General features: G+C 62.3%; 24 protein-coding genes. 4 read left to right on the top strand and 20 right to left on the bottom strand.

Annotation, left to right across the window (positions count from 1 at the left end):
• Positions 1-619 precede the first annotated feature (619 nt).
• Genes MKD38_RS29080 through MKD38_RS29090 form a run of 3 tightly spaced genes read left to right on the top strand, consistent with a single transcriptional unit; the run spans position 620 to position 2,255 of the window.
• On the top strand, positions 620-1,186 hold the full coding sequence (locus MKD38_RS29080) for a hypothetical protein (protein WP_018004031.1): 567 nt from the start codon (positions 620-622) through the stop codon (positions 1,184-1,186).
• Positions 1,173-1,844, top strand: a complete 672-nt coding sequence (locus MKD38_RS29085; protein ID WP_145987294.1) for a hypothetical protein — start codon at positions 1,173-1,175, stop codon at positions 1,842-1,844. The genes MKD38_RS29080 and MKD38_RS29085 overlap by 14 nt, the downstream gene beginning before the upstream one ends.
• A 3-nt stretch (positions 1,845-1,847) precedes the next feature.
• Entirely contained in the window at positions 1,848-2,255 is a 408-nt protein-coding gene (locus tag MKD38_RS29090) for a polymer-forming cytoskeletal protein (RefSeq protein WP_018004032.1), read from the top strand.
• An 88-nt stretch (positions 2,256-2,343) separates the two neighbouring features.
• Here MKD38_RS29090 and MKD38_RS29095 read toward each other — a convergent pair whose 3' ends face one another.
• From MKD38_RS29095 to MKD38_RS29180, 18 genes are all read right to left on the bottom strand, one after another.
• Positions 2,344-2,718, bottom strand: a complete 375-nt coding sequence (locus MKD38_RS29095) for a hypothetical protein (RefSeq protein ID WP_232348026.1) — start codon at positions 2,716-2,718, stop codon at positions 2,344-2,346.
• Positions 2,719-2,993: 275 nt separating this feature from the next.
• Positions 2,994-3,962, bottom strand: coding sequence for a DUF932 domain-containing protein (locus tag MKD38_RS29100; protein WP_025586698.1), 969 nt, complete (start codon positions 3,960-3,962; stop codon positions 2,994-2,996).
• Between the two features lie 462 nt (positions 3,963-4,424).
• Positions 4,425-5,981 carry a hypothetical protein gene (locus MKD38_RS29105; protein ID WP_018004035.1) on the bottom strand — a complete coding sequence of 519 codons (1,557 nt, stop codon included), beginning with the start codon at positions 5,979-5,981 and terminating at the stop codon, positions 4,425-4,427.
• Between the two features lie 65 nt (positions 5,982-6,046).
• Positions 6,047-6,439 (bottom strand): hypothetical protein, encoded by a 393-nt coding sequence (locus MKD38_RS29110; protein ID WP_018004036.1) that lies wholly within the window; start codon positions 6,437-6,439, stop codon positions 6,047-6,049.
• A 247-nt stretch (positions 6,440-6,686) separates the two neighbouring features.
• Positions 6,687-7,091, bottom strand: a complete 405-nt coding sequence (locus tag MKD38_RS29115; protein ID WP_018004038.1) for a hypothetical protein — start codon at positions 7,089-7,091, stop codon at positions 6,687-6,689.
• Positions 7,092-7,136: 45 nt separating this feature from the next.
• A complete protein-coding gene (locus MKD38_RS29120) occupies positions 7,137-7,520 on the bottom strand; it encodes a hypothetical protein (protein WP_018004039.1) in 384 nt (127 codons plus the stop codon).
• A 178-nt stretch (positions 7,521-7,698) separates the two neighbouring features.
• The gene (locus MKD38_RS29125; protein ID WP_018004040.1) at positions 7,699-8,103 is read right to left on the bottom strand and encodes a hypothetical protein; all 405 of its coding nucleotides are present in this window, start codon (positions 8,101-8,103) and stop codon (positions 7,699-7,701) included.
• Between the two features lie 86 nt (positions 8,104-8,189).
• Entirely contained in the window at positions 8,190-8,663 is a 474-nt protein-coding gene (locus MKD38_RS29130; protein ID WP_025586694.1) for an outer membrane lipoprotein, read from the bottom strand.
• Between the two features lie 156 nt (positions 8,664-8,819).
• On the bottom strand, positions 8,820-9,542 hold the full coding sequence (locus MKD38_RS29135; protein ID WP_018004041.1) for a hypothetical protein: 723 nt from the start codon (positions 9,540-9,542) through the stop codon (positions 8,820-8,822).
• Between the two features lie 215 nt (positions 9,543-9,757).
• Complete coding sequence (locus tag MKD38_RS29140; protein WP_018004042.1) at positions 9,758-10,561, bottom strand: PRTRC system ThiF family protein; 804 nt, start codon at positions 10,559-10,561, stop codon at positions 9,758-9,760.
• A complete protein-coding gene (locus MKD38_RS29145; RefSeq protein ID WP_018004043.1) occupies positions 10,558-11,199 on the bottom strand; it encodes a PRTRC system protein A in 642 nt (213 codons plus the stop codon). The genes MKD38_RS29140 and MKD38_RS29145 overlap by 4 nt, the downstream gene beginning before the upstream one ends.
• Before the next feature lie 2 nt (positions 11,200-11,201).
• Positions 11,202-11,924: a PRTRC system protein B gene (locus MKD38_RS29150; protein WP_018004044.1), complete on the bottom strand. Its 723-nt coding sequence runs from the start codon at positions 11,922-11,924 to the stop codon at positions 11,202-11,204.
• 9 nt (positions 11,925-11,933) lie between these two features.
• Positions 11,934-13,076, bottom strand: a complete 1,143-nt coding sequence (locus MKD38_RS29155) for a PRTRC system protein F (protein WP_081610674.1) — start codon at positions 13,074-13,076, stop codon at positions 11,934-11,936.
• A gap of 96 nt (positions 13,077-13,172) precedes the next feature.
• Complete coding sequence (locus MKD38_RS29160; protein WP_018004047.1) at positions 13,173-13,391, bottom strand: PRTRC system protein C; 219 nt, start codon at positions 13,389-13,391, stop codon at positions 13,173-13,175.
• 11 nt (positions 13,392-13,402) lie between these two features.
• On the bottom strand, positions 13,403-13,855 hold the full coding sequence (locus MKD38_RS29165; RefSeq protein WP_018004048.1) for a PRTRC system protein E: 453 nt from the start codon (positions 13,853-13,855) through the stop codon (positions 13,403-13,405).
• Positions 13,856-13,928: 73 nt separating this feature from the next.
• Complete coding sequence (locus MKD38_RS29170; RefSeq protein WP_018004049.1) at positions 13,929-15,599, bottom strand: PRTRC system ParB family protein; 1,671 nt, start codon at positions 15,597-15,599, stop codon at positions 13,929-13,931.
• Positions 15,600-15,832: 233 nt separating this feature from the next.
• A complete protein-coding gene (locus MKD38_RS29175; RefSeq protein WP_018004050.1) occupies positions 15,833-16,039 on the bottom strand; it encodes a hypothetical protein in 207 nt (68 codons plus the stop codon).
• A 56-nt stretch (positions 16,040-16,095) separates the two neighbouring features.
• Positions 16,096-16,791, bottom strand: coding sequence for a hypothetical protein (locus MKD38_RS29180; RefSeq protein ID WP_018004051.1), 696 nt, complete (start codon positions 16,789-16,791; stop codon positions 16,096-16,098).
• Positions 16,792-17,319: 528 nt separating this feature from the next.
• On the opposite strand from MKD38_RS29180, the gene MKD38_RS29185 reads away from it, so the two are divergent.
• Positions 17,320-19,977, top strand: coding sequence for an AAA family ATPase (locus tag MKD38_RS29185; RefSeq protein ID WP_018004052.1), 2,658 nt, complete (start codon positions 17,320-17,322; stop codon positions 19,975-19,977).
• 668 nt (positions 19,978-20,645) lie between these two features.
• Here MKD38_RS29185 and MKD38_RS29190 read toward each other — a convergent pair.
• Positions 20,646-20,900, bottom strand: a complete 255-nt coding sequence (locus MKD38_RS29190) for a hypothetical protein (RefSeq protein ID WP_018004053.1) — start codon at positions 20,898-20,900, stop codon at positions 20,646-20,648.
• Positions 20,897-23,998, bottom strand: a complete 3,102-nt coding sequence (locus MKD38_RS29195) for a DEAD/DEAH box helicase (protein ID WP_026163895.1) — start codon at positions 23,996-23,998, stop codon at positions 20,897-20,899. Before MKD38_RS29195 ends, MKD38_RS29190 begins: the two co-directional genes overlap by 4 nt.
• Positions 23,999-24,007 lie beyond the last annotated feature (9 nt).

Genomic DNA, 24,007 nt, shown 5'->3' on the forward strand with positions numbered 1-24,007 from the left:
CAAAAAAAGCCCGCCCCGGTTTGCGCCGGTGAGCGAGCTTTGATTTTCAGACCTGCAATGCCACGCCCCTTCCGGGGGCGTGGCACTCAGGGAGCGGCGCACAAATGCGCGCTGCTCGATGCTGAGGACGTAAAGTCGTCCTCGTGCAGCATGGTCACGCTGCACCACAACCCATTTCGCGAACCCACAGGTTCGGCCGCAGGTTCACGGATCGGCTCGACGTCTGCCGTTCTGCCTGGGAGGGGCCTTTGAGAGAGAGCTCCACATGGTCCCGGGCTCGAACGGTGTCCATCGCGTGCACTCACGAGGAGGCAGAACGAGAACGCGTATTACGAGCTGATGAGGGAAGTGTTCGGCGAAAACACTTAGCACAAGGAATATCCACACTGGTAGCCAACCAGTCGGCGCGTGCGCAAATGCACGACTTGAAGCAGAAGATGGACTCGCCAGGAGTCAGGGTCGATGCGTCAGTGACGCGAGGTGTGAAAGCATTGTGGCACAGAATACTCCGGGCAAAGAATACGAAAGCTCGGCTATTTGGCATATGTTTCAAAGTCATTCGGTGTCCGAATGTGCTCGACAATTTCAACCTGAGAGAGCGACCTGAAAACATGGAAAAATGGCCGACCAGGATCCACCCAAGAAACCCGCCAGTGGGCTCAGGCCCATTGAGCGCCATAACAGTGAAGAGCGCCTAAGCCGGCTCACGCCGACGACAGCCTCCTCCACCCTCCACGCCTACTACTCGAAGTTCGCGCGCGACTTCCTCGACGCACATTTTTACTATTGCTCGGCCAAATTTGTCGTGGCTCGAGACGGGAAAGTCAAAGCGCTGGATGAAGCCTTTCGCGCCGCGGAAGAGTGGTACGGCAGCGCCCTCGGTTGGCTTGCGAAGACCGACCAGGTCGAGATTCCCTTGTTCCACGAAGAGAAGGAGGTCAAGGTTTCCCATTCCTTCGCCGGCCGGCTCCTCAGATTGCTGATGCAATTCGACCGGATCTTCGTGGAAACGCTCTACAGCCAGGAATTCGGGTCCATTTCTCCGGACGAACGCACCACGACGATCCAGATCGCCTCACGACGCATTAATGCGATTCACCAACTCTGCATCCCGGATACCGACAGGTTCGAAGCCAACGGGACACTGATTTCCTCTCACCGGAGCCTTCCCGATGGACATGCGTGACATCGAGCAGTTGCATGCTCATTACGCCCAACCGCCTCTCACTATCGACATCTCGCCAGCAGGTGCGCCAGTGGCGCACTTTGGCTACGCCGGGGTGTCTTCCACATCGGCTGCCGCCCCGGCATCCAGCCAGTTCGCCGCATTGCGACGCAATCAGCGGCTACTGTGGGGCATCGCCTTCGTGGCTGCTGCTGCGGCCATGTTTGCCATCGGCTCATCGATCGGGAAGCGAGAAATGCGCGCGTCCAGCGATCGTGACCAACCGGTTCAGGCAGCTTCCGAAACCTCTGCGCGTGCGACTGCCGAAACCAGTGATCATGAATGGCCGCGAAAGCGTGACGCCGTTTCTGATTCCGAGGCGACCAAGTCGACTGTCGCGCCATCGCCAGCCGGGGCTGTGGATGGACCCGCGTCTGGGCCCTCCGCCACCGCGCAGCCGGTACAGCCTAAGCTGGAGCGTACCCAGGCAGAACAGCCGAAGGCGGAGGCCGTGAAGCGACCCGCCCCCGCCTCCCCGCCTGCGGCCGCGACCACCCTTCCCAGAACCGCGACGGTTGTGGCGACTGCCAAGACGGTACCGCAACCGCCATCCGGCGCGCAGACACGGAATTCTGCGACGCAGCAGACAAGCTCCCCTACCGACATCAAGATGTTCTGACCCATGGATAATCCTCCAATTTTCAGCCTGCTCCGTGCGGGGATGAGCGTTCACGGTGACCTTGTCTCGGATCATGGCTTCACCTGCCTGGCGCTGGTCACCGGCAATGTTGGCGCCTCCCGTGGGCTGCTCCATATCGCGGCGGGCGGCGTGGTGCATGGCAACGTCGACGGCGAGCATGTCATTGTTGACGGCGTGGTCGAAGGCGATGTCGTTGGGCGCGCCTCGCTGCTGATCAATGGACGCGTGAAGGGTCGGATCTTGTATGCCGGCACCATCCGGTTGGGCCCGAATGCCGCCCTGGATGGCACCATTGCCCGCATCCAGTCGGTCGGCTACGTCCCCCCACACAAGGAGGGTGTAGCGATCGACAGCCCAGCAACCGAGGCGCAGATTCCCACGCCTTGCTGAGGAACATGTTCCTTCCATAGACACCGAAAGCACCCTTCCGCACCCCCTCTTTCAAACACAAACGCCCGGCATTGCCGGGCGTTTGTCTTCAGTAAACCCGTCTCAGGGTCATCAGCTCTGCCTGCGTGAAGACACCAGGGAAAGCCACCCACGGATAGTTCACAGCGTTCGCTGGGTCTCGGAATGACACATAGGGAAAGTCGTTTTCCAACTGCACCCGGAAGAGGCGCCGGCGTCCGTCCTTGCCCCGCACTTCGAACACGGCTCCATGCATTAGTTCGAAGACAACACGTTTCTGCTTGAGCGTCACCGCGGCCGCGGGGCCCTGCAGATATCGCTGGTCCAGCCAGGCGTCATACCCCATCGGCACTGCATGCCGCCTGACATGAGCCTGCCATTCGAAAAAGAGTACGAGAATTCTGTCCTTCGGAAAGCTTGCCACATCGATGGCCTGTCGCAGCATAAGTCGCTCCGCGACGTGTTGCCCTTCAGCCCTGATCGTGTTGCGGCAGGCGTGGCGGCCTTGAAACGCAGGCGTTTGCGAGGTCCGGAACAACCAGCGGGGGTATCGAGAATAGAAATCAATCAGAATCATGAGCAACGAGCGAAAAAAAAACCCGGACTGTGCCGGGGCTTTGGAGACCAAAAACGACTACTTCCATGCCAAGCATCGGCATCGAACGTAGTTCGCTTGAGGGCTGGTCAATGGGATGAACTTCTGAATGCCGCAGGAGCTTTTCAAGCAACGAGTTCGAGCGCTGCGTCCCAGGCCCGCTGCTTGAGTACCGCGCCGGCACCGAACCACGCCGAATCCAGCCGATTGCCCGGATTGCGCGCACGCTGGCGGTGATCGACATACTCTGTGACGCTGTTCACCAGTCCCCAGGCAGTGCCGGCCGCCGATTCCAGTGTGGCGCCGCGGCCGTTGCCCTCGAAGAGATTGAGCACCGCCTTCAGGCCGCGCTCGTTCACCTTGGTAGGACCCTCGGATTCCGGTGTCGCCCACGAGTACGTGAACAAACGCTGGAAGAAGCGTTCCGATTCCGCCTGGCTCACCTTGCGGGCGGCCAACTCCTGCATGCGGACCATGAAACCATCCCACGACGAGATGGCGATGCCCAGCTCTTCCTTGACGGCGCGCGGGTCGAACTGGCTGCGGTGCGGCACCTTGACTGCGCCGCGATTGCGACCAAGCGCGATCTGCAGGGTGTTGTTGCAGACGACCCGCACGGACGTGAACTGCGCGGTGGTGGCCAGCGTGCCATCACATGCGGTGGCCAACAGCAGATAGCCCCGGACCTCGTCGACGCCGGCGATACTGGTCGATTGCCCCGTGCGCGCAAGCGCCCAGAGCTTGCGACCTTCCTTGAGCACACCAGCGGTTTCCAGCTGGTAACCGCCGACTTCGGTCAGATCGCGGTAAAACTCCAAGATCTCCGCGGGTTGAACGACCTGATAGCGCTTCGACACCGTCGAGAGCGGCTTCTTGGTATCCGAGCGGAACAGCACTTTCTGCTCGGGAAACGAGTGAATCGGATCAAGATCGTGGGAGCCGATGCGATACATCACATCGGTTTCCTCGATTCGCCAGTTCATGCCAGCGGCTTCGGCCCAGGCTTCGAGCGGCTGATTGCGTTCCAGCTGGTTGCCAAGGCCGTGCCACGGGGTGGCGCCAACGTAAGCCATGGTTTGCACGAGATGAGACATGGATTGCTCCTAGAAATGGGATAGCGCGAACACGGCAATAAGCCGGTCGCAGGACGGAAATGGAAATGTTCAGAAACCGCGACGAGCGATGCAGCAGCTCGCGCGTGGACTGGCGTGGCAGTTGACCGTGGCCGCGGGCAGCGGTCTCGGACGACGCGCCACAACGGGCTACGGCAAGTGTTGAAGGTGCATGTGGGACGACGGATGGCGCCCACAGAGACGTCCCCACAGGGGAGGGTCCCTGTGGGAAGTTGCAAGAAATGGCCGGCAAGCCGGCTGGGGTCGATGCGTCTGAGACGCGGGTAAAGCTCGGTTTGGACTGAACGGACTTCAGTGCGAACAGAGCTTCGTGGGTCAAGCAAAGACTAACGCAGTCGTTGCGATTTCAAGGTATCGAAAGCTCACGATATCCCTGCGTGATTCGAAGAAGGCGTCCCCAGCCAGTGGCCGGGGACGAAAATATCAGGCGGCAAGCGCCTCGGGCGCGGCGATCCGCGCCAGCCGAGCACGCGCGTAGCCGAGCGTTCCGTCCTTCGCGCGTAGCGGTCGAGATGCCCGCTTCACTGGATCGTGGATCCAGTAGCGCCGGGCACTCCCGCGAGGCTCGTCGATCAGTTGCGTGAAGCCTGCATCGATGCAGAAGTCGACATACTCGCGTCCGCTCATCACCTGGCCGGTTTCAAGCCGGTACCTGGCCGCCTCGGCCTGATGCGTTGCATCCGACAGTTCGCGATCCGTGCGCTTCTGCGCCTTTTCGATGACCTCGTTGGCTTCCCATTCGGCCTGCTCGGCCTCCGAGAATCCACACAGTGCGAACAGCCGCCGGCGCCTGGTTGCCGCAGCGCATTGGAGAATGTCGACACCGAGCTCGTCGCGCAAGGCGCGCTTCGAATCGGTGTTCCAGTCCTTCGGACCATCGAAGATCTGCAGGAGCGCAGCGGCATTTCGTTGCATGATCGCGAGTGCGACGCGGTTCGGCCACTCATAGCCATAGGAGAGTCGATAAGCCGCGGCGGCGCCGGCCTGGCGATCGAATTCGCGCTGGCTGATACGCAGCGCTTCTCGCTCGCCCTTTGCCTTGTCCATGCTGTCGCGAAATTGCCGCTCGCTGATCCGCGCATGGATCGTCGCCGCGAGCTTGGTCACCGGCTGGGCGTTCTCTCCCGCCGGCAGCTTTGGCGTCGGTACAGTCCTTGGAGGGAGAATCCCGGCCTCGAACAAGGCATCGTCGACCTGCACATCACTGGCATCCCGCGGGACATGCCGCAGCGCCGCAAGCAGCTTGCTGGCATTGTGCGGCGTGATTTCCTGCTTCTCGGCACGCATGATCCGGCACAGCGCCTGCAGCACGTTGGGCGACAGAGCGCCGCGCAGGGCCGGTACTTCGATCAGCGGCTTCATCCAGAGGTCATGACGGCCGTGTTGCGGGTTTTCGCGGTACGTATTGATGATGCAGTCCCGCACTTTCTCCCCGCGCAGAAGCGCGTAGGCAACGTGCACTTCATGTCGAGCATTCGGGCTCGCGTTGGGCGCATACTGCGGCCCGTTGATGCCGTAGCCGAAGCGGCGCACAAACTCACCGCAGACGAACTCAGAGATGTCGAGTGGCCCCTGCTCTTCGAAAAGGTCTGCCGTCTGGAAGAGCGGTCCCGCATCGCCCTGGGACAAGTCGATGGCTTCGACGGGAAGATATGCCAGGCGGCCGGCGGCCACCACGGCGCCCCAGGAAGCGCGGCTCATTTCGTGTGGGCGCAGGATCTTGCCCCCTGCGCGCACGATAAAGCGGTCGACCCCATCCAGGATCATGGTGAGAATGCCGCGCTGGCTCCCAGCCGGGCGAACCGCAAAGTTGCCCGAGGCAAGTTGCGCCACCGGGATCGCGCCACTTTCGACGTGACGCACGGTAATGTCGTCGACGCGCGGCATTGCCTTGCCGTCACGGTCGTCGTTCAGGTACTGCAGCACGCCGGCAAGCGTCGTGCGATTCTCGGCCCGCTGGCCGATGTGAATGACATACATGATTGGCTCCGGACGGAGCATGCCCCTTCGGGGACGTGCCCCGAAAGGGTTGAAAGGGATAATTGCTAGGCGACGGCGGCCATGCGACGAACCGGCCGGGACCGGCTGGCCACGATGCGAGCGCCTGCCAATTGCGACAACAGCTCGGGACACGTGATGCGCCAGACGGCACCGCACAGGTCACGCCCCTCGGTGCCGCGGTCTGTGTCGGAGAACTTGCCGGTGGCAAGCAACGCCGCTTTGATGTCCGCGGGAAGGTTCCAGTCGGCCGCCACGCAGAATTCGCCGGCGAGCAATGACACCTGTGGCACGTTCACGCTGAGCGAGGCATAGGGCATGCCATCATCCGCGCAGACCAGCTGGATCGCCGGGCGCAGGTTCGATTCGTAGAGGCCGATGCGCAGCAGAACACCGGCGGGATAGCTGGCCGTGCCAGCACCGTAGATGATGTCATCCATGGGGGATGCTCCTTTGGGAGGGAGCCGCCCCCATCGGGACGACGCCCGTGTGGGTGTGAGAAATAAAAAGCGCATCCCTATGGGATGCGCTGATGGGGGTTGCAGTGCGGCTGGCAACCGTGAGGCACGAACGCCTAGCCGTTGCGATCTAGCTCCTCGAGCATGCGCTCACGATCTGCGTTGCGAAGCACCCCGAGCCCGAAGCCCGCGATGCACAACGCGAAGCCGAGAACAAATGGACCAAACATCACTTATCTCCTTTCGCGAGAACCGCGCCTATGGCAAATAGTACTGCAGCGCCAGCCAACAAGCAGGTTGCGTTGATGACAGTGGCCATGGACCAGGACGAAGTTCCTGCCACATAGCCGGCGAAACCCACGGCGCAGGCCGCCGATAGCGTATGGTAATAGCGTCCGTACGCTTGCATTTGATCCTTACTCGGTTTGCGAAATGCGTCGTCCAGCCGGCTAAGCCAAGCGTCGCTGGTGGCGTGCCTGACATCCAGCTTGTAACGGGAGTCTACGACGTGAATCAGCGGCACTCCATATCCGCCCTGGTGCGCGACGATGGCATAGCCTTCGCCAGCGTCCACCGCTGTGTAGACTCGCATCATCATGCGTGCCGGCAGTTCGACAATGTCGTCCTTATGCAACGAAGCAAAGCCAGAACTTTGATGAGACGGGTCACAGGGAACTCCTTAACCGCGCCGCCCGGCGACCACGCGGAGCGTGGAAACCAGATCGGCATAGCCCTGCTCGGTACCAAGCGATTCCACGGTAACGGCGTTTTCGCGACCGCCGGTCAGGTCGTCGCGGCCGCGACATGTTCGATAGGACATGTGCACCACACCTTCCTGACCCGTACCGTGCCGGATCTCAAACAGCAGCGAGTCCGTATGCAAGGCGAATACGTCGATGTCACGACGACGCTGGCGATGCTCGCGGATCGTGTAGTCGCGCGGGCGCAGGGCCATGTCGCCGGCAAAGCGACGTAGCACACGGCATGCGTCACGGCGAATGGCGTGTCCGGCCGCGGAGTTTGTCGACGAATGGCGGCTCAAAAATGACTTGGGAAGTTTCATGGGTGTCCTCAAAATGGATCGGGACATCCCTTCCCTGACGGGACGAGTGTCCCGCAATGGGTTGGTTCGGCAATGCCAAACAGTGGGTCGATGCGTCAATGACGCGGGTGAAAGCGGCTTGCCGAACCGGCGACGGTTGGGCAAGCCCTCTCGGGCTTGCAAAGGGTTGGCCTGAATTTCAGGCGACATCAAACAGCTTGCTGATTGCTCGGACGGTGTCCCACGCTTGGCGCTCGGTCAACACCTTGCCGATCAACAGTTTCTGACCAACGGTGACCAGGTTGGGGGCATCGCCGGTGTAGCCGACGCGGTCGACAAAGACCACCCAGCCTTCGCACCGGCCACGCTGCACGGAGACGGCGAGCCGTTCGCGAGGACCGATCTGCGGCCACTGGCGCGACGATTTCGGGCCATACATAGCCTCGTTATCGTCATCCATAAAATTGGCCGCATTGAGCCATTCCGGCTCTAGTCCCGCACTGCGTAGCTGACGGCGGACGTCGTCAGCCACTTCAAAGATGTACTTCCCTTTCGTTTCGATCGGAGTGACGGTGAGGGGGGAGACTTCTGCAACGTCGAACATGGTGGCTCCAGTTCGCGACAGAGCCCCCCGCGCGGGAGGGCCCGCGCGGGGAAGATAGATGGAAACGGGGTTCCGACTGGAGCCCGTTAGCGAGTGAGACGATAGCCGCTGGCACCAGAGACGAGATACAGCCGCTCGCCGGTGACGAACTGCTGATCTGCGTCCTGCGTGACGACGATCTGGCGGCCACTGTCCGTCCGGACAATGACCTCCACACCATCACGGCGATTCAGGTGGGTGGCGGCCGTCTGCGCGATAACCGCGGAGACCGTGCCAGACAATGCGCCAACCAGGTAACGACCGTTGCCGTTGCCGATGACGCGGGCACCGAGCACCGCGCCGACGACGGCGCCGAGAACACCGGGTACACCCGAGTTCGCGGAAAGCATGCCGTCGGTGTCGGCGATCGTGACCGGGCGGACCCGGACGACGGTCACAGTCTCGGCGCTACTCGTGCGCAGCGCTTCGGAACCCCGGTAGGTGTTCGGCGAAGTCGGCTGTGCAGCGCAGCCAGTGAACATGGCAAAGCAAAGGAAAAGCAGGAAGACACGCTTGAACACGATGGCCTCAACGAAAAATGGGCCAACATGCCCACGGGCAGGAAGGCCCGTAGGTGGGAGAAAGAGATGCCCGGCTAAACAACCGGAAGAGTCGATGCGTCTGAGACGCGGAAGGTGCCGTAATGGTAGCAGGCCCACTACCGATTGTGGAGGGGCCTATTTCACACCGCCCAGCTCGCGAGCGAGGCTGTCCAGCACCGTTTCGGCGAACCGCTCGCGCGAGAGCCGCGATTGCGCGCCGCCGTCCTCTGCTGCAGCGAGCGCCAACACCGCGTCGACGACGCCGAGCCACGCGCCACCGCGCACCCGGACCGCCTGGCCCTGGGTAATCGGTGTCGCGAGCTTGGCCCGGGAGACTGTCGCCTCGAAGCAGGACAGGTCGAACCTGGGACGGCCGTCCCTGCGGTCTTCGCAGAAGCTCCCAAGCAAGAAATCGGCGTAGTGCTCCAGTGCCTGGCCATTCTGTTGAGCGAGGTTCTCGATCCACGCACCAACCTGCGGACGCACTTGCAGCACCAGGTAGCTACCAGATAGCTCGATGGCATCCGTTCCCGAACCGGCGAACTGCCAGCACCAGCCATTACCGATCGCATAGAGAGGCTGTTCCTTGCCTTCCACGACATGCACCGCAGCGTGGAACCATTCGACATGGTCATTCTCGTCGAACAGGAACGCCCGGCGGCCCGCCACGTAGACGAGCTTCGGCATCACGGCGCACAGCGCATCGCCATCCTCGCTGGTGAACACCGGCACCGGAAAGCCGTTCCACATCGCGCCATTCCAGTAGGCGCCGACGGCGACGTCATCCGGCAGCCAGCTGCCTGTCACAAGGTCGCGACGACAATCGCGCGCGGTCTGATTTATGGATTTATCGTTCATACGTGCTCCGGAAGAATGGATGGAGCACGCCGTCAGGGCAGGTGCCCCAACGGGTTGAAAATAGAGCGTGGCAGAGTGCCACGAGGTCGATGCGTCTTGGACGCGAGGTGTGACGCGAGGTGTGACGCGATCTTAGCAGCGCACTGCGCGACTCGACAACAAAGGTCGTCCACAAAAGGAAAAAGCCACCCCCAACAATGTCGGGAGTGGCGGGCTTAACCGGTCTGGCGGGCTGCGCGGGTTGCACGTCCCTTCGGCTCAGGCAAGTGATACCCGAATCGTGCCCAGGCCTGGGGATCCACTGGCAGTGGGTTCGTGCGGCCCACAGCCAGATTCACAAACGCGCCGCAGTACTGCAAGGTGCCCGTGCGGAACAGCGTCCAGAGCAAATTGTACGCCTGCACCGCCATCGCCTGGTTGATCACCAGCGACTGCCGGCTGAGCGCTTCGGCCATCGAGCAGGACGGCGCCGTGTCACTCTTGTCCCCTTTCGGGTCCAGAAGCTCGGGGAACAGGTCGCCCACATGAGGCAGCCGCTCCGCCGCCCTGCCGCGGACCTGACCGAGGATCACCTGGCCGCTGTCGGCCTCGTTGCCGCAGTCGAGATAATAGCCACCGGAGCCGCGCTGCATTGCGCCCAGGATGGCCTTACGAGCCTTCCGGGTATCCACGCAGCCGATCACCATGTCGCAATGGAAGCGGTCCCGGCTGCCGACACGACAAACGCGCGCTTCCCAGCGCGTGCCCATCAGGTTGTTCAGCCGATTGACCAGCAAGGTGGCCTTGGGCTGGCCCACGTCCACTGGATAGAATCCCTGACGGCCGACATTGGTCTCGCTGACGGTATCGTCGTCGTAGACCGTGCAGTCAATGCCGCCGGGGTGGCCCAGTTCGAGCATGGCGTGGTGCAGCCGCGCGAGGTTGGGTAGCAGAGCGCTGCCGGTGCCACCGGCGCCAACCACGATCACTTTCCAAGCCAGACTAGCCATGTTCATAGGGATGCGGTGCTCGAAGGTCATGCCAACACCTCCTCGCGTGCCGCTGAATACCAGTCACCTGGCACTCGCCCCACCGTCTCGAAAATGCCCTTGGCGCAGAGCCGCAGTGCCATCGAGGGCGTGAGCGCCGCACAGTTGCCGATCACGAACGCGAACTTCACGTCATGGCGGTCATCCTCGTCATCCGTTCTCGAGAAGAAGGCGGGATGGCTGCCGTGAGAATGGCAGTCCACCACGAGCACGTCGTCATCTGCCAGCACGGGGCGCTCATACTTCAAGTGCCCGCCGCTGTGCTCGAGGATGCCGACCGGGATCAGCCGGAACGTCGCGCTTGCGGCATTCCAGACAATCCATGCGCCAGTTTCCTTCGGATACGCGGCCCGGGCCATCGCGGCGAACTCGCCGATCAGCTGGGCTGGCACCCGGCCGCAGCGCAGTTCGGTCGTCTCCGCCGCCTCGCCATACGGAATGGCGGTGCGATGCTCCAACGCGCCGAGCCGACGCACCACGCGCAGCCACGGACGTGCGATCTCAAGAAACACACCGTTGGCGGCGATGAGCAACCGCTCACCGGGCTGCTCCATCGCAGCAAGCTGCCCGAAGCGCGGCACCATGACGGACGGAAAGGACTGCTGCAGGGCAGTGTCTGCAGGATGCATGATTACTTCTCCAGTTTGCCGGCGATCAAATCGGCCAGCGTGCGTTTCATGGGGATGAGGACTTGCTTGGGGTAGTCCGGGTAGTTCCCGTCGAGCATGTCCTTCCAGAAGGCATAGGGCCCGCGCTGGTACTTCACACGCTGCGCCCCGTGGTTTGGATGGGTGAAGGCGGAATTGAAGAATCCTGCTTCCCAGCCTGCGATGGATGCAACGTCGATCTGCTTCGGCACGTGAGCGCTACCAATGCAGATCTTCCCGTTGTCCCAGGTGTTGAAGTAGGGTGGCTCGTGGAGCACCGTCTCCGGTAGCGGCCGATCGTCGCCATGCAGCGCAAAGACTCGGAAGCCGTTGTGCGACGCCTGGAAGACCAGGGCCGGATGGGGAACCACCGCGCTGCACTCGCCGAACTCCTTGCAATGAAAGAAGATACGGCGATGCTCGGCCGGGCACCACCACGTGACCGCGGTGGGACTTATCGACAGCACATTGGGCGTGAGGAACTCGCCCTTGGGCAGCGAGGCTTCGGCGACTTGCCGCACCGCCTGAATCAGCGCGAGGCGATTGAGCGGCGTGCCGGGACCGATAGTCAGGCGACCGGTTGTCGCGTCGGGTTCGATTCGGTGCGCGGTGGCATACGAAAACTCCGCCACTGAACGGCCGTAAAGCAAAATGGCCCCTTGCAGGGCCACGTCGTGCGACCGCGAAACGGTCAGGATCTCGGCCATGGGGCCCTCCTATGAAGAAATGAGTGTGAGCACCCGGTCAAGCGCGCCGATGATCTTCAGCATGCCAGCCAGGTCTTGGAACTGCTGGCGGATCGCCGTGGCGTTCTCAGCAAGCGGAATGAAGCACTGGAACATCGTGGCGTCGCCAGCGTTGTTCAGGCATTCGTAGTGGTCGTCCAGGATTTCCGACACATAGTCGCTGGGCTGGTAGGCAATGGTCGCCGCTGAGTACGCCGGCTCAGCCCATTGGGCGCCGTCGATGGCAGACCGTTCCCCCACCCTGGCCAACAGCAGCCGGAGGTCGGCAAGCGCGGTGCAACACTCGCTCAGCCAGCCATCATGCAAACGCGCCAGCTTGCGCAAGGCGCGTGGGCCCAACTCACGCAGACGGTCCGAAGCCGCGTCGACATGAGCGTGCTTCGGCAGGGTGTCGTCCGGTGCTAGTTCGGCACGCACGACCGACGGCAGATAGCGCTCGATATCGGCATCATCGCCGCCGAAGTTCTCATTGAGAAACTCCCGGGCATTCTCGTCGTCGGCTAGCGTCGAGTCGTAATCCCAGTGCCACCGGGCGAACTGATCCAGCAGCATATCTGGCGTGCGAAGGAAGAGGGACTTACCGCATGCGGCATTGATCAGGCTCATAGCGGTAAAGAGAAGCGACGGGTGAGCGGATCGCATCGCATCCGCACGCGCCTCTCCGATCGCGTACACCTCCTCCTCCGGCAATTCGATGGCCAGGTAGAGCGGCGCTTCTAGGCCGTCCTCCCAGCCGAACTGCATGACCTGGTCCATGGCAGCGCCACGGTCGATCAAGGTCAGGCCGAACTGCAAGCGCTGACATGCCGGTGTACGGCTATTCAACCATGCGAACATGGCCTGGGTAAAAGCGTCGCCGGCGCTGGTCGGATTGGACACATCGCTGGCGCGCAGCACGCCGGCGGCGAACTGCGCGATCACCAGGTCTTTCACCTCCACCTCGTCGCCATAGGTCAGGCGCGCCGTGGCGGGGATCGAGCCGGGCAGCTGCGGCAGCGTCAGAAAATCATAGGCAAGTCGACGTCCGGCAGCGGAATGCTGTCGGTGTGACGACCATGCGGGTCGTTGTCCCGGATCGAACTCAGGAACAAACGACCGAGGATCGAACAGCATTGTTGAGTCTCCTCAGAATGTAAAAAAACCGCCCTTTCGGGCGGCTCCGTGGTTGTGGCGAACTGCCCGCTGGACAGCGCCTTCATGAGGTCAGACTTACGCATCCGCGCCCTTCGCGCCGGCGGCGCGCACGAACGTGTAGCGAGCAACATCTCCCTTGTGCTCCGGGCCATCCACCGCGGCGGTGGTGAGCTCCGGGTACTGGGCGGAATAGACATCACGCACCTGCTGGGGCGTGAACTGCGGACCAGGGTCCATCAGCGTCATGCCGTTGTACGAGAACTCGCGCGTGAGCTTCTTGACTTCGAGTGCCATGGCAGTCTCCTTTACAACAGCGATGCGAGGTCGGTGCCAGTCGTCTTGACCACGCCGTCATCCGCTTTCGCCGATGCCTGTTGGTCACTTACTTCCGGTTTGCCGGCGGCATCGTCATCGCCATCGTCGTCATCGGACGTTGTCGCAGTCGTCCCCGCCGCCTTGGTCAAGGCCTTGGTGGCTTTGGTCGACTGCGAGGACTTAGCCGCTTCCAGGATGGATTTGGTGGCCTCGGCTTGTTCCGCCAGCGACTGACGCGCAGCGCTGACACCGGCGACCGCCGCGGCAAAGCCCTCATCAAGCTCCGCCGGCGTCGCCGACAGCGCCAAGGGTGTACTGAGCGCAGCGTCGGCGGCGTTCTTGATGACGGGCACGACTACGACAGACATGGTGTCGCCTTGCATGGTGAGCGTGACGACGACTTTCTCGCTCTCGCGGACGAGCGCAGCCAATTCAGTGAACATTGAGTGAATCCTTGAAAAAAAAGTGTGAGACGGGGCGACGCCAGAGCGGCGCCGCCCCACTTGAAGGGAAGATTTAGTAGCCGAGGACCTTGGGGACCTTGCCGGCGTAATCGAAACCGTCGACGGCCAGCAGGCCGGCAACAACCTCGGGCTTCGATTTGCCGAAGAGCTTGGCGAAACTGTCACCCAGCACCTTGCGGATGCCGAGTTCGTCTGCCAGGACCTTCATCTCTGACTTGGTAAGCATCTCCAGGAAGTCCTGCGATTTCTGCAGATTCCAGTGATTGCGCAAGTCGAGCTTGTGATACCGGCACAGTTCCCGGAGGTTGCTCACCTCCATGCCGTCGATCGCCGCCACCGTCAGACCGATCGTCAGCTGCTGACGCCGGCTTTCGTCGAGGGTATGCGCTGCCGTCAAGCAACCTTGCAGGGTCGAAGACACCTTCTGCTCGGTAAGCTTCTCGAAGAATTTGCCCATCACGTCGCCGCCTATATTGCGCGACAAACCGTTCAGGGCGATGGCCAGCAGATAGGCGTTGGCCTGCTCGGCGTTCTGCGCGACTTCCTTGCGCAGCGCCTTGCGCCAGAGTTCGGTGCGGTACTGCTTCACCTTCTCCGACTCGCTGATCGACGTGACTGGCTTGTCCGCAGCGGCGGAGGACTTGTCGCCCTTCGTTGCTACGGCCGGCTTGCCGGCGGACTGCTTTGCAGCCGGCGCCTTGGCGGCATCACGCTCGGCCTTGATCCGGTCGGCCACCTTCTTCTGGTTGCACGCCGTATCGAAGCACTGCCCGCTGTAGACCTTGCCCATGGAGTCCGGCAGTCCGCTCACCGCGGCGCCGAAATTCTGGCAGGCGTGGCAGGCCTTCGCCTGTTCCTCGCCGACGCCGGTCGGACCATCCACCTTCAGCTGAATGCGGGTATGGTTGTCGCCAGCGCGGATGACACGCACGATCGGGTACTCCTCCTTGAGACCGTACGCAATGCCATCGAGCTTGCGGTCGGTCTTCTCGGTGTAGCAGGCCCGGTTAGTGCAGTTGCCCGTGGCAATCGCCTCACCGAACATCTCCGTCTGCAACGACGAGTTGTGCGGGCATGCGGCACAGTCGGTCTTGTCGAAGATCGCTGCTTCCAGGCTGCACGCGGCCGCCTCGATGGTCTTCTTCAACTCCGACACCGACTTCTTCTCGCTGATGATGACCGGCAGGAGCTTGTCCTGCTTGTCCTTGGCGAGCGTGGCGAGCAGTTCGGCATGACCAAGCTGGAGCTTGCGCTCATTCAGTGCGGCCTGGACAGCTGAGCTACAGTTTATCAGCGCAAGACGCTTATCCAGCGTCGCGCGAGACCAACCAAGAAGCCTCGCGGCTTCGTCGCGATCACCTTTGCAGTGACCGACGATCTTGGAGGCAGCAACGCCCTCCTCGGAGGGCGACATGTTCGCGCGCTGGGCGTTCTCGATGAGCGCCGCGCGGTCAGCCTCCTCGTCCGTCATGACCTTGATGAGGACGGGAACTTCGCCCTCCGGGCCAAAGGCTTCCAAGGCAGCGCGAATGCGCCGTTCACCAGCGACGAGCTCGAAATCGAACTCAGCATCCTCGATGGGGCGCAGCAAGAGCGACTGATAGATTCCGTTCTCACGGATGGACTTCGTCAACTCCGCATGTTCGACCGGATCGAAGTACGTGCGTGGGTTGTAGCGACCCGTGCGGATCTGGCGGATGCAGACTGCAGATGGGAAATGCATTGTGGGTTCTCCGAAACAGAATGGGAACCCGTAACCGCACCGGGAACGTGGTTCCCGATGGGATAAGAAAAGAGAAGCATGGCGGCCCGGCAGAGCAGGAAGCCACGTTACTGCAAAAAGCTGTGCACCGGGTGGTGCGAGGTCGATGCGTCAGGGACGCTGAAGTAGGCGAAAGGATATACCAATCGGCTCGCCTACGCCAGATGCGGCACTGCCTGCCACGGGAATCGTTCCTAGCCCCCGCTTCTTGAGGGGTGATCTACCCGCGGGATGAATCCAAGCCGACCGAAGCCGATATCGAAGAGGCGAAACTGCTGGAAGACGTGATCGCGGACGCGCAGTTGGATGCCGATGCCGCCATCAAGAAGCTGGAACGCGACGCGAGCGACGCGGTCGGAATCGTCTGCCCAGCCATCGTGCGGGCGCTGGTCGAGCGCCATGACACGGTCCGAGAGGCCCTGGGCAAACGTCGAGTGACGCTACGCGCGTCCTGGACTCACCAGCGTGGCTCCACCTCAATATCCAAGCCGGCGTACGACATCCACATCACGTCATCGGCTGCGTACTCTAGGGCACGGCCGACGGAAAACAGGAAATCTTCACCGGATTCCGAGTACACATCTGCTTCGATAAGGATTGGGATCGACCTGATATGCCTGAGTCCCCCCGCCAACCGGAAATCCACCTCTTCCAATGTGGCCGCGGCGATCCGCGCCACAATCTGCGCGAAGGCTGACCCAATGCCTTGCTCGCGCCAGGCGGGCTCCGCCCAGACATCATTGACTTCCAACGCGCAGCCGCTTCCATGGCTCAGCGTTAGGTCGAAGGTGCAGTAGCCAATGGGCGTCAGGTTGTGAGTGCAGGCGATCAGGCGATATTGGATGCTCTGAAACTGAATCCCGTCTTCCACGAACATCGTCGGGGGCTTCGTGCCATACTCCCGATGGAGGCCGAAGCCTTCGAGGATGCTGTAGCGCTCCGAGCCCTTGTCCAGCTTCTTCGCGTCCTTCACACCCTTGCGCAGGTGCTGGAGCACCGCGCGTATCCCGGGCGCCTTCGGCGGCTCCGTGAAGACGACGAAGTCAGCCACCCCGGCGTCATCCCATTCCGGTCGGGCAAGTTCGAGGGGCAACGGTCGCGCCAGCGCCTTGTCAGTGGCACGCTCGTCCGCCAGTAGGTCTTTCGTCTTCATGGCAAGCTCCTCGTGTGTCAAATGGGGTACAGCATACGCGCCCCCGCCGGTTCCCTTTTCCTGCGACCGTTTAACGGTCGGCTTCGGTACGAGGGGTTGCCGGGATCGACGACCCTAGAAAGTGCGGATGTTTGGGCCGATGTGCCGAGGGAGCTTACGACGACGGGCGTCAAGCGGCTATTCGACCGTCTCCGACCGACCCGGAGCGGCCGGTCGCGCTCTCGATGTCCAGCGGCTGCTACCAGAGCAGTGCGGTCATCCAAATTTACTTTTCTGGAACAGTAGTTCGGCCCTTGCGGAATTTAGACTGAGAGATTCCAAGCTTGAATCCAATTAGGACGCGCAAAAAGACTACGCGCTTTTTACGTACACGCGTCAGGTGTATGCAAAATGAATTTGTCGAGGGACGGGCAGCGCTTCGAGCTATCGGCTATGTCGTAAAAAAACAATAATGAGGCTTTCATCTCGCGGATCGCGCCCGCTGCGAGAGCTATACTCGCCGCACTATATTGACGAGAGACATGGCTCATGATCTTCGCGCGCATCGCTGACTGGATCGAGACGCAAGAACCGTGGCTTTCTGACGCCGCCCGCCGTTTGGTCATAAACGGCCGAATTGATGAGGCCGAGATTGGCGAGATCATCGCCCTGGCGAAAGCGCACGCTGGAATCGATGATCCGGCAGGCCGTGTCGCACAGCCCCTAACTCGCGATATGCTGCCGGCCGTCGACGCGGCCTCGAAACCAATCACTCTCTTGGCGCTGCGCACCCTGCGTGGGGTTAACGCCATCGCCGCAGACCAGTCGATCCCGTTCTCGCCGATCGGCGTGACGGTTATCTATGGAAACAACGGGGCGGGCAAATCGGGATATTCTCGAGTATTGCGCAAGGCGTGCCGAGCGAGGGCAACCGGCGGACTCATCTTGGGCGACGTTTTCTCGGATGCGGCGGGAGAGAATCCGAGCGCTGAGATCCTTGTCCAGCGCGAGGGTGCCGCCGGCCCCGAAACGCTGGCTTGGCAACAAGGCTCGCCGGCCCCTGCGGAGCTGGCGACGGTCGCCGTGTTCGACAGCCAATGCGCGCGCGCCTTCACTGACGCGGAAGGCGAGGTCGCATATACGCCGCGCGGCCTCGACGTTCTCGCGAAGCTCGCGACCTTGTGTGGCACGCTTCGCGCCCGGCTCGAACTTGAAATCAACGGCATTCAAGCGTCGGCCGCTTCCTTCGCCGACCTTCTGGGCGAACATGCGGTAGGCCGCTCGCTCGCAGCATTCGAGAAGCGCTTCCACCTTCCGGCGTATCGAAAGGAGCTCGCGGCGCTCGCCACGCTGTCCGAAGCGGATGTCGCGGAAATCAAAAGATTAGAGGAGGAGCTTGCCGAGGCGAATCCCTCTGCGCGTGCGGCCGATCTGCGCGGCAAAAAGGCCCGCATTGAAGGTCTGGCGACGCGGTGGGAGCGGTGCGAAGCGGCGCTCTCCGATGATAAGGCGTTAGCCGCGATTGGGTATGGGGCGGCGGTTGTTGCCGCTGAAACTGCAGCCCGGCTTGCAGCGGAGGCTTTTGCTGCGGACGGCGGCCTGTTGCCGGGAACAGGCTCAGATCCGTGGCTCGCGCTGCTGAGCGCCGCGCGGCATTACTCAACGACGTTGGCCTACCCGGAACATCGTTTTCCGCACGTTGATGGCAGCCAGTGCGTGCTGTGTCAGCAAAATCTCACTGCCGCGGCAGCCGAGCGCATGCGACGTTTCGAGACGTTCATTGAGCAAGAGGCGCAAAAGCTCGCGGAGGCCGCTAGGATAAAGGCCAGCGCCGCATTCTCCTCCATTGCCTCGGTAGATCCGGCCGCCCTGTGGGCAGACCATGCGCTTGTGAACGAGATCGAACAGGCCAAGCCGGGAGCGGGCCAGGTCCTGCAACAAGCGGCCGACCGCTTGTCGAGCAGGCAGGCCGCGCTCACCGAAGCTTGGGTTGCTAAAAGGTTCGACGCTGCGGCCCCGGCGATCTCTTTGCATTCCACTGAGCTACGTGATTTGTCTCGCGCCATCGAGGAAGAGGCCGCGCGCTTTGACAAGCTCGCGGCGGCGGACGGGCGCAAGAAGAGCGAGCAAGCGCTCGCCGACTTGAAGTCGCGGCAAGCACTGTTGGGTAGGCTCACGCAGATCATGCAGATCGGGGAGGACCTGGCCTTGAAGAAAAAGCTTCAAGCTGCCCATCGAGCAGCGGATTCGACCCCAGTTTCGAGAAAGATGAGCGCGCTTCACGCCGAAGCATTGTCCGCTGACGCAGAAGCGGCTTTCGTCCGCGAGTGCGCCGCGCTGGGCGTCGGCCATGTGCCGATCCGCAGCACCACGCGAACGGAAAGGGGGAAGGCGAAGCAGCAGGTGAAGCTTGCCACTTCTGGCGGCGAGCGGGTGGGCGAAGTCCTCAGCGAGGGCGAGCAACGCGCGCTTGCGCTTGCCACCTTCATGGCGGAAGTCTCGCTGATGGAGGGGCATGGCGCGATCATCTTCGACGATCCCATGTCGTCGCTCGATCACGCGCATCGTGAAAAGGTCGCCCGCCGCCTCGTTCAAGAAGCGTCGAGCCGGCAGGTGATTGTGTTCACTCACGACTTGCCGTTCGCTCTTCATTTGGCCGATGAAGCGAGCGCCCAAAAAGTCGAGGCGAGCGCAATGAGCGTGCGGCGCATCAGGCAGCGCGCGGGGCTGGTTTTCCCTGAGCTTCCCTTTGCAGGGATCAAAGTTGGTGAACGCTTGGAGCGCATCAAGAATATGGCGACGGAGGCCGATCGCCTTCTAGATGCGGGAGAAGTCGATCACAGCGAGAATCTCGTCCGGACTGGATATGGACGGTTGCGCGAGACTTGGGAGCGAGGAGTGGAGGAGGCAATTCTGTGCGAGACGGTGGTGCGTTTTCGGCCCGGCGTGTCGACACAACGGCTCCGGGCCGTGGCGCTGAGCGATGAGGAATACGTGGCGCTCCACGAGGCGATGGCGCGCTGCTCCCACTTCGCTGCGCATGATACCGCGGCGGATACCGACACGACCCCGCCGACTGCGGATGAGTTGCGAGCAGACATCGAGGCAGCGAGAGTGTTCTTCGCGACTCGGAAGAAGCTCAACGACGACACCGATCGCCGCCGTCGGGAGCTTCTTGAACGCTCGGCGGCTTTCAAGCAGGCCTAAAAGAACACATCGGCCCCCTTTGGCTGTGCGTCGCGCGTCTATGTCGCCAAACAATTGGCAGCGATCTGCTAGGCGATAGAAAGCATGCAATAAAATCGCGCAGGAGGCGGCCCGTCACGGCGTGCCTTGACTACTTCGCACGCTTCGCTTTCGCAGGTTGCCTGCCGGGTGTGCATGGGTGCGTGTAGGTCCGTTCGCGACACAGCATTGTCTGCCTGTAGACGTTCAACTCGATTGGGGTGGATGTCTTCAAAGACAAGCAAGCAACGTTCGTTGTGGCGCATCGAATGGTCGCTTACTGACTGATTCCGACGTTTGCACGCCCAGCCGACGATGCGGGCTACTTTCACCTTCTGGCCGAATCCGGAAATCGCCCGACTACCCGGCCTCGCCGCTGACCCTGACTTCCGCTACCGTTTAGGCTTGTTCGACGCCTGCCAGCAAGGCGCGGTGGCACACTCACATTCCTGCGGATGACGGCAGGCATCGAACAACCCTAAACGAACTCGGCCGTCAGCTCTTCCATTGCCCTCGGAACTCGGCGATCAGCCGAAAAAAACCCTCCACGAAGGGAGGGCTGGGAGAAGGGTCCAACTGAGAGAGTTTCCGTAGCGGGCACTACGGAAACTATCTTATGGCGGTTTGGGGTGTCGCATTGTCCCGAAAGCTCAGCTATTTTGAGTGCCTTTCTCCGGCACCGGGCCAATCGGTCTGGCCAGCAGGGTGGTGACCGCCCCGCTGACCTGCCAACCGCCCAGCTCGCTCTCGAAAATGCCATGGACAAGGCGATCGAGGCAGATGACTTCTACCCCATTCGCTTCCACCGTGCCGAGGACGTTGGCAACAATCGTGCCGCGCGTTCCGCGGCGCTTGATCGTCGCCACGCCTTCACCCAGGGTGACAGTGCATTCATTCGCTTTCATGCGGCCTCCTTGAGCAGCTGGCGCTGGTCGCGATTCTCGCGGCCGTGTAGCGCCGCCAGGTCCTCGACAAATGCATCGAGAAGCGTATCCATGTGCAGAAACGCTTCGTCCTCCAGTTCCGGCGTCGCCCAGTCCAACCCGGCTTCCATGGCGTCGCGCTTGTGCGCCACCATCTGGTCCTGGTACTTATCAATGCTCCCCGGCAGGTGGAAATACACCACCTTCAACTGGCCCTTCCGGTTCCACCGCAGCGCGCGTCGCATCGCCTGATACTCGATGCGCCACGTCCACGAACGGTCATAGAAGAGCACGTAGTCGGCATTGGGCAGGTTGTACCCTGCCCTACCCGAGCCCTTCGTGCACAGCAGGCCGGTGGCGGAGCCATTCACAAACCGCTTGTCCTTGTCGGCCACGCGTTTCGTGATCGGGATGCCGCCATGGAACGGGACTGTCTCGACGCCCCGAGCCTTGAGCTGCCCCGCTATCAGGTCGATCACCCGGGGGTTTTCGGCAAACAGGATGGCCTGCTTTCCTTCCTCGGCGATGGCATTCAAGCGGTCGATCACGGCGCGTTGCTTGCTGGTCAGCTGCCCCAGCGTCCCCACCCCGTCCACCCCATACTGCGGGTAGTTGGCGGCGAAGTGCACCGCGCGGATCCGAGCCAGGATCGCGATCAGGTTGTTCGAGCGTCCGTCGGTGCGACGGATCTCCCGATACCATTCCGCGAACTCGTCGGCCGTGCGCAGATACAACGACAGGTGCGCCGGGTCCCAGTCCGTCTCGACCACTTCGACTGCCGGTGGATCGATCTGGATGTACCTGGCCACGTCTGGCTCGCAAACCAGCCGGCGCTTGACGTGCGGCGCCAGCATCTGGCGGTACAGCGGCAAGTTGCCGATCTTCGGCACCTCCCGCTTTGCGCCGTCCTGCAGGCTCTCGGCAAACTCCCATGTCACCCATTCCAGCACGACGAAGTCATCCCGGAACCGGTCTACCCCGCGCTGGGCATGCTGCACGGTGGCCAGCCATTGGCTATCCAGGTAGCCACGGCGGTAGCCATAAGGCTGAGCGGCGGTACCATCACCACCCGTGAATGCGATAAGGCCAAACACATCGCGCGGGTAGTTCGCGATAGGGCTCCCGGTGAGGATGTAGCGGCGCCTCGCCGACAGCTGCCAGAGCGCGCGGCTCTGGTCGCTGTTCGGGTTCGACAACCGTTCCCCTTCGTCGGCCACCAGCAGGCCAATCCGGCGTCGGAGCCGATGGGCGTATGTGACGCGCCGAGACGCTTCCCGGCACACCGGCATGCGCAGCCGCTCGTAGGCAATGAGATTAATCTGCCCGAGCGCGCCAAGGCTTTCCGGCGAGTCGATGACGTGTACCGCCGCCGGTGGCAGGATCTGCGCCAGCTCGGCACGCATTTCCGGTACCAGGCGTGCCTCAACAACGATCAAGCCGTGCTTGACCCCGGCCAGCAGGATCAGCGCCGCGGCGAGCCTCGACTTGCCGCAACCCTGTTCCCAGGCGGCAACCGCGCCGCACGGTTTCTGCAGCAGTTCCACCAGGTCATTTTGCTGAAACTCCCAGTTCAGCCACCGATCGATGCCGAGCGCCTGCATACGCAGGCGCAGCGCCAACGCCTGTCCCGGATACTTCACCGAGAGGCCTTCGTGCACGGTCTCCCATGTCTGGGCCGACCGGCTGACGGCAAAGCGGCTCATGAGCTCGTCCAGAGTCAGCACAAACTGAGCATTGCCCGCCTGATAAGCGTAGCGGCCGTCCGGCTGGCGAACGAATGCCACGGCCTCGCCTGCCTTGATCACGGGGCTGCCCCACTTCAGCGGATCCGCGACATGGCTTTTGAGGGCCACGCCGCTGATGGCTTCCGCGGCATTCACGCCAGTCGTCCAGACGGTGTGCCGCAGGGGCGTCGCCTGGCGCGCGCTACGCCGCAGCCGCTTCCCAAAATGCTCCAAGAAGCCCGGTGCCAGTTCGGGCACGCCGCCGGCGTCACGGATCAGCCGCAGAAGGCTGCCCAGCGCGGCCATCGGGTCGTCCTGCACGAGATAGGCTTCCAGATCGAGGCGGCCGCTGCCGGCATAGCGCATGCCGTGCGGCAGGCGCTGACCATCCAATGGCAGGATGCGCCGTTCCAACAGCCGGTTGAGCACCATGGCCTCCACGAATCCGCACTCGAAGCCCAGGACGATTCGACGCCCATCATTGGCAATGCGTACCCGTTTCTGCGAAGTCACCGGCCGCATGATGGCAGGGCCGGTATCGTCCAGCACCTGATGGTTCAGGCGTGGCTCATGGTAATGACGGTCATCCACGTTCAGGTCCAGGCCGGGCAGCGGGACGGTGAAATCGCCGTGCGCTTGACGCACGACGCGCCCCATCCGGTAGCGGCCGAACACCGCAATGGAGGTGTGCACCGTGGCGCCTTCCTCCCGGAAGGCCGAGGCCGGCAAATCAAAGATGCCGACCACGCGGCGCGCGGCCGTGCTGTGCGCATCCCGGTGATCCACGACGTTCGCGAAGCGATCGACAAAGCTCGTCGGCAACAACGCTACCACCACCTGCGCGGCCTCGAGCGCCTGGGCCAGCGCATATTCATGGCTGAGGGCGCTGCTGTTGGCCCCGAACCGGCCCCACGTGGTGCAGCAGAAGGGCTGCAGATGCGGCGATTCGAGGTGGATCGAGAACGGCGGGTTGATAATGGCTACGTCGAAGTGACGCGGGTGAATCTCCTCCATCCCAGCCATGCGGAAGCTTCCTTCGAAGCCGGCGGCCTCTACACACTGCTGGACAGCGGCAATCGTCGGCTCATGCACGTCGACGCCATACAGCGTGTGCGCCGCCGGATCCGCGAACTGCAACAGCCGGGCGGAGCCGACAGAATTGTCCAGCACCGAGACCTTACGGTCGGGGCGCCAGCTGTCCACAACGCCCCACATCTGTCGGGCGATGGCATCGGTGGTAAAGAATTGCGACAGATGCCTCTGACGCGCGGCATGCAACTCTCCCATGTGGGAAATCTTGTCTGCCTGCGAACCGAGGCTGACGATGGCCCGCAAGGGCTCGTACCAGTGAGTCATAGGGATCCT

It is taken from the genome of Cupriavidus sp. WGlv3 (assembly GCF_023952475.1).
Taxonomy (GTDB): Bacteria; Pseudomonadota; Gammaproteobacteria; order Burkholderiales; family Burkholderiaceae; genus Cupriavidus; species Cupriavidus phytorum.

Coding starts and splice junctions, on each gene's coding strand:
- MKD38_RS29080 (WP_018004031.1), top strand. CDS start 620: ATGGCCGACCAGGATCCACCCAAGAAACCCGCCAGTGGGCTCAGGCCC.
- MKD38_RS29085 (WP_145987294.1), top strand. CDS start 1,173: ATGGACATGCGTGACATCGAGCAGTTGCATGCTCATTACGCCCAACCG.
- MKD38_RS29090 (WP_018004032.1), top strand. CDS start 1,848: ATGGATAATCCTCCAATTTTCAGCCTGCTCCGTGCGGGGATGAGCGTT.
- MKD38_RS29095 (WP_232348026.1), bottom strand. CDS start 2,718: ATGCTGCGACAGGCCATCGATGTGGCAAGCTTTCCGAAGGACAGAATT.
- MKD38_RS29100 (WP_025586698.1), bottom strand. CDS start 3,962: ATGTCTCATCTCGTGCAAACCATGGCTTACGTTGGCGCCACCCCGTGG.
- MKD38_RS29105 (WP_018004035.1), bottom strand. CDS start 5,981: ATGTATGTCATTCACATCGGCCAGCGGGCCGAGAATCGCACGACGCTT.
- MKD38_RS29110 (WP_018004036.1), bottom strand. CDS start 6,439: ATGGATGACATCATCTACGGTGCTGGCACGGCCAGCTATCCCGCCGGT.
- MKD38_RS29120 (WP_018004039.1), bottom strand. CDS start 7,520: ATGAAACTTCCCAAGTCATTTTTGAGCCGCCATTCGTCGACAAACTCC.
- MKD38_RS29125 (WP_018004040.1), bottom strand. CDS start 8,103: ATGTTCGACGTTGCAGAAGTCTCCCCCCTCACCGTCACTCCGATCGAA.
- MKD38_RS29135 (WP_018004041.1), bottom strand. CDS start 9,542: ATGAACGATAAATCCATAAATCAGACCGCGCGCGATTGTCGTCGCGAC.
- MKD38_RS29140 (WP_018004042.1), bottom strand. CDS start 10,561: ATGACCTTCGAGCACCGCATCCCTATGAACATGGCTAGTCTGGCTTGG.
- MKD38_RS29145 (WP_018004043.1), bottom strand. CDS start 11,199: ATGCATCCTGCAGACACTGCCCTGCAGCAGTCCTTTCCGTCCGTCATG.
- MKD38_RS29150 (WP_018004044.1), bottom strand. CDS start 11,924: ATGGCCGAGATCCTGACCGTTTCGCGGTCGCACGACGTGGCCCTGCAA.
- MKD38_RS29155 (WP_081610674.1), bottom strand. CDS start 13,076: ATGCTGTTCGATCCTCGGTCGTTTGTTCCTGAGTTCGATCCGGGACAA.
- MKD38_RS29160 (WP_018004047.1), bottom strand. CDS start 13,391: ATGGCACTCGAAGTCAAGAAGCTCACGCGCGAGTTCTCGTACAACGGC.
- MKD38_RS29165 (WP_018004048.1), bottom strand. CDS start 13,855: ATGTTCACTGAATTGGCTGCGCTCGTCCGCGAGAGCGAGAAAGTCGTC.
- MKD38_RS29170 (WP_018004049.1), bottom strand. CDS start 15,599: ATGCATTTCCCATCTGCAGTCTGCATCCGCCAGATCCGCACGGGTCGC.
- MKD38_RS29175 (WP_018004050.1), bottom strand. CDS start 16,039: ATGGCGCTCGACCAGCGCCCGCACGATGGCTGGGCAGACGATTCCGAC.
- MKD38_RS29180 (WP_018004051.1), bottom strand. CDS start 16,791: ATGAAGACGAAAGACCTACTGGCGGACGAGCGTGCCACTGACAAGGCG.
- MKD38_RS29185 (WP_018004052.1), top strand. CDS start 17,320: ATGATCTTCGCGCGCATCGCTGACTGGATCGAGACGCAAGAACCGTGG.
- MKD38_RS29190 (WP_018004053.1), bottom strand. CDS start 20,900: ATGAAAGCGAATGAATGCACTGTCACCCTGGGTGAAGGCGTGGCGACG.
- MKD38_RS29195 (WP_026163895.1), bottom strand. CDS start 23,998: ATGACTCACTGGTACGAGCCCTTGCGGGCCATCGTCAGCCTCGGTTCG.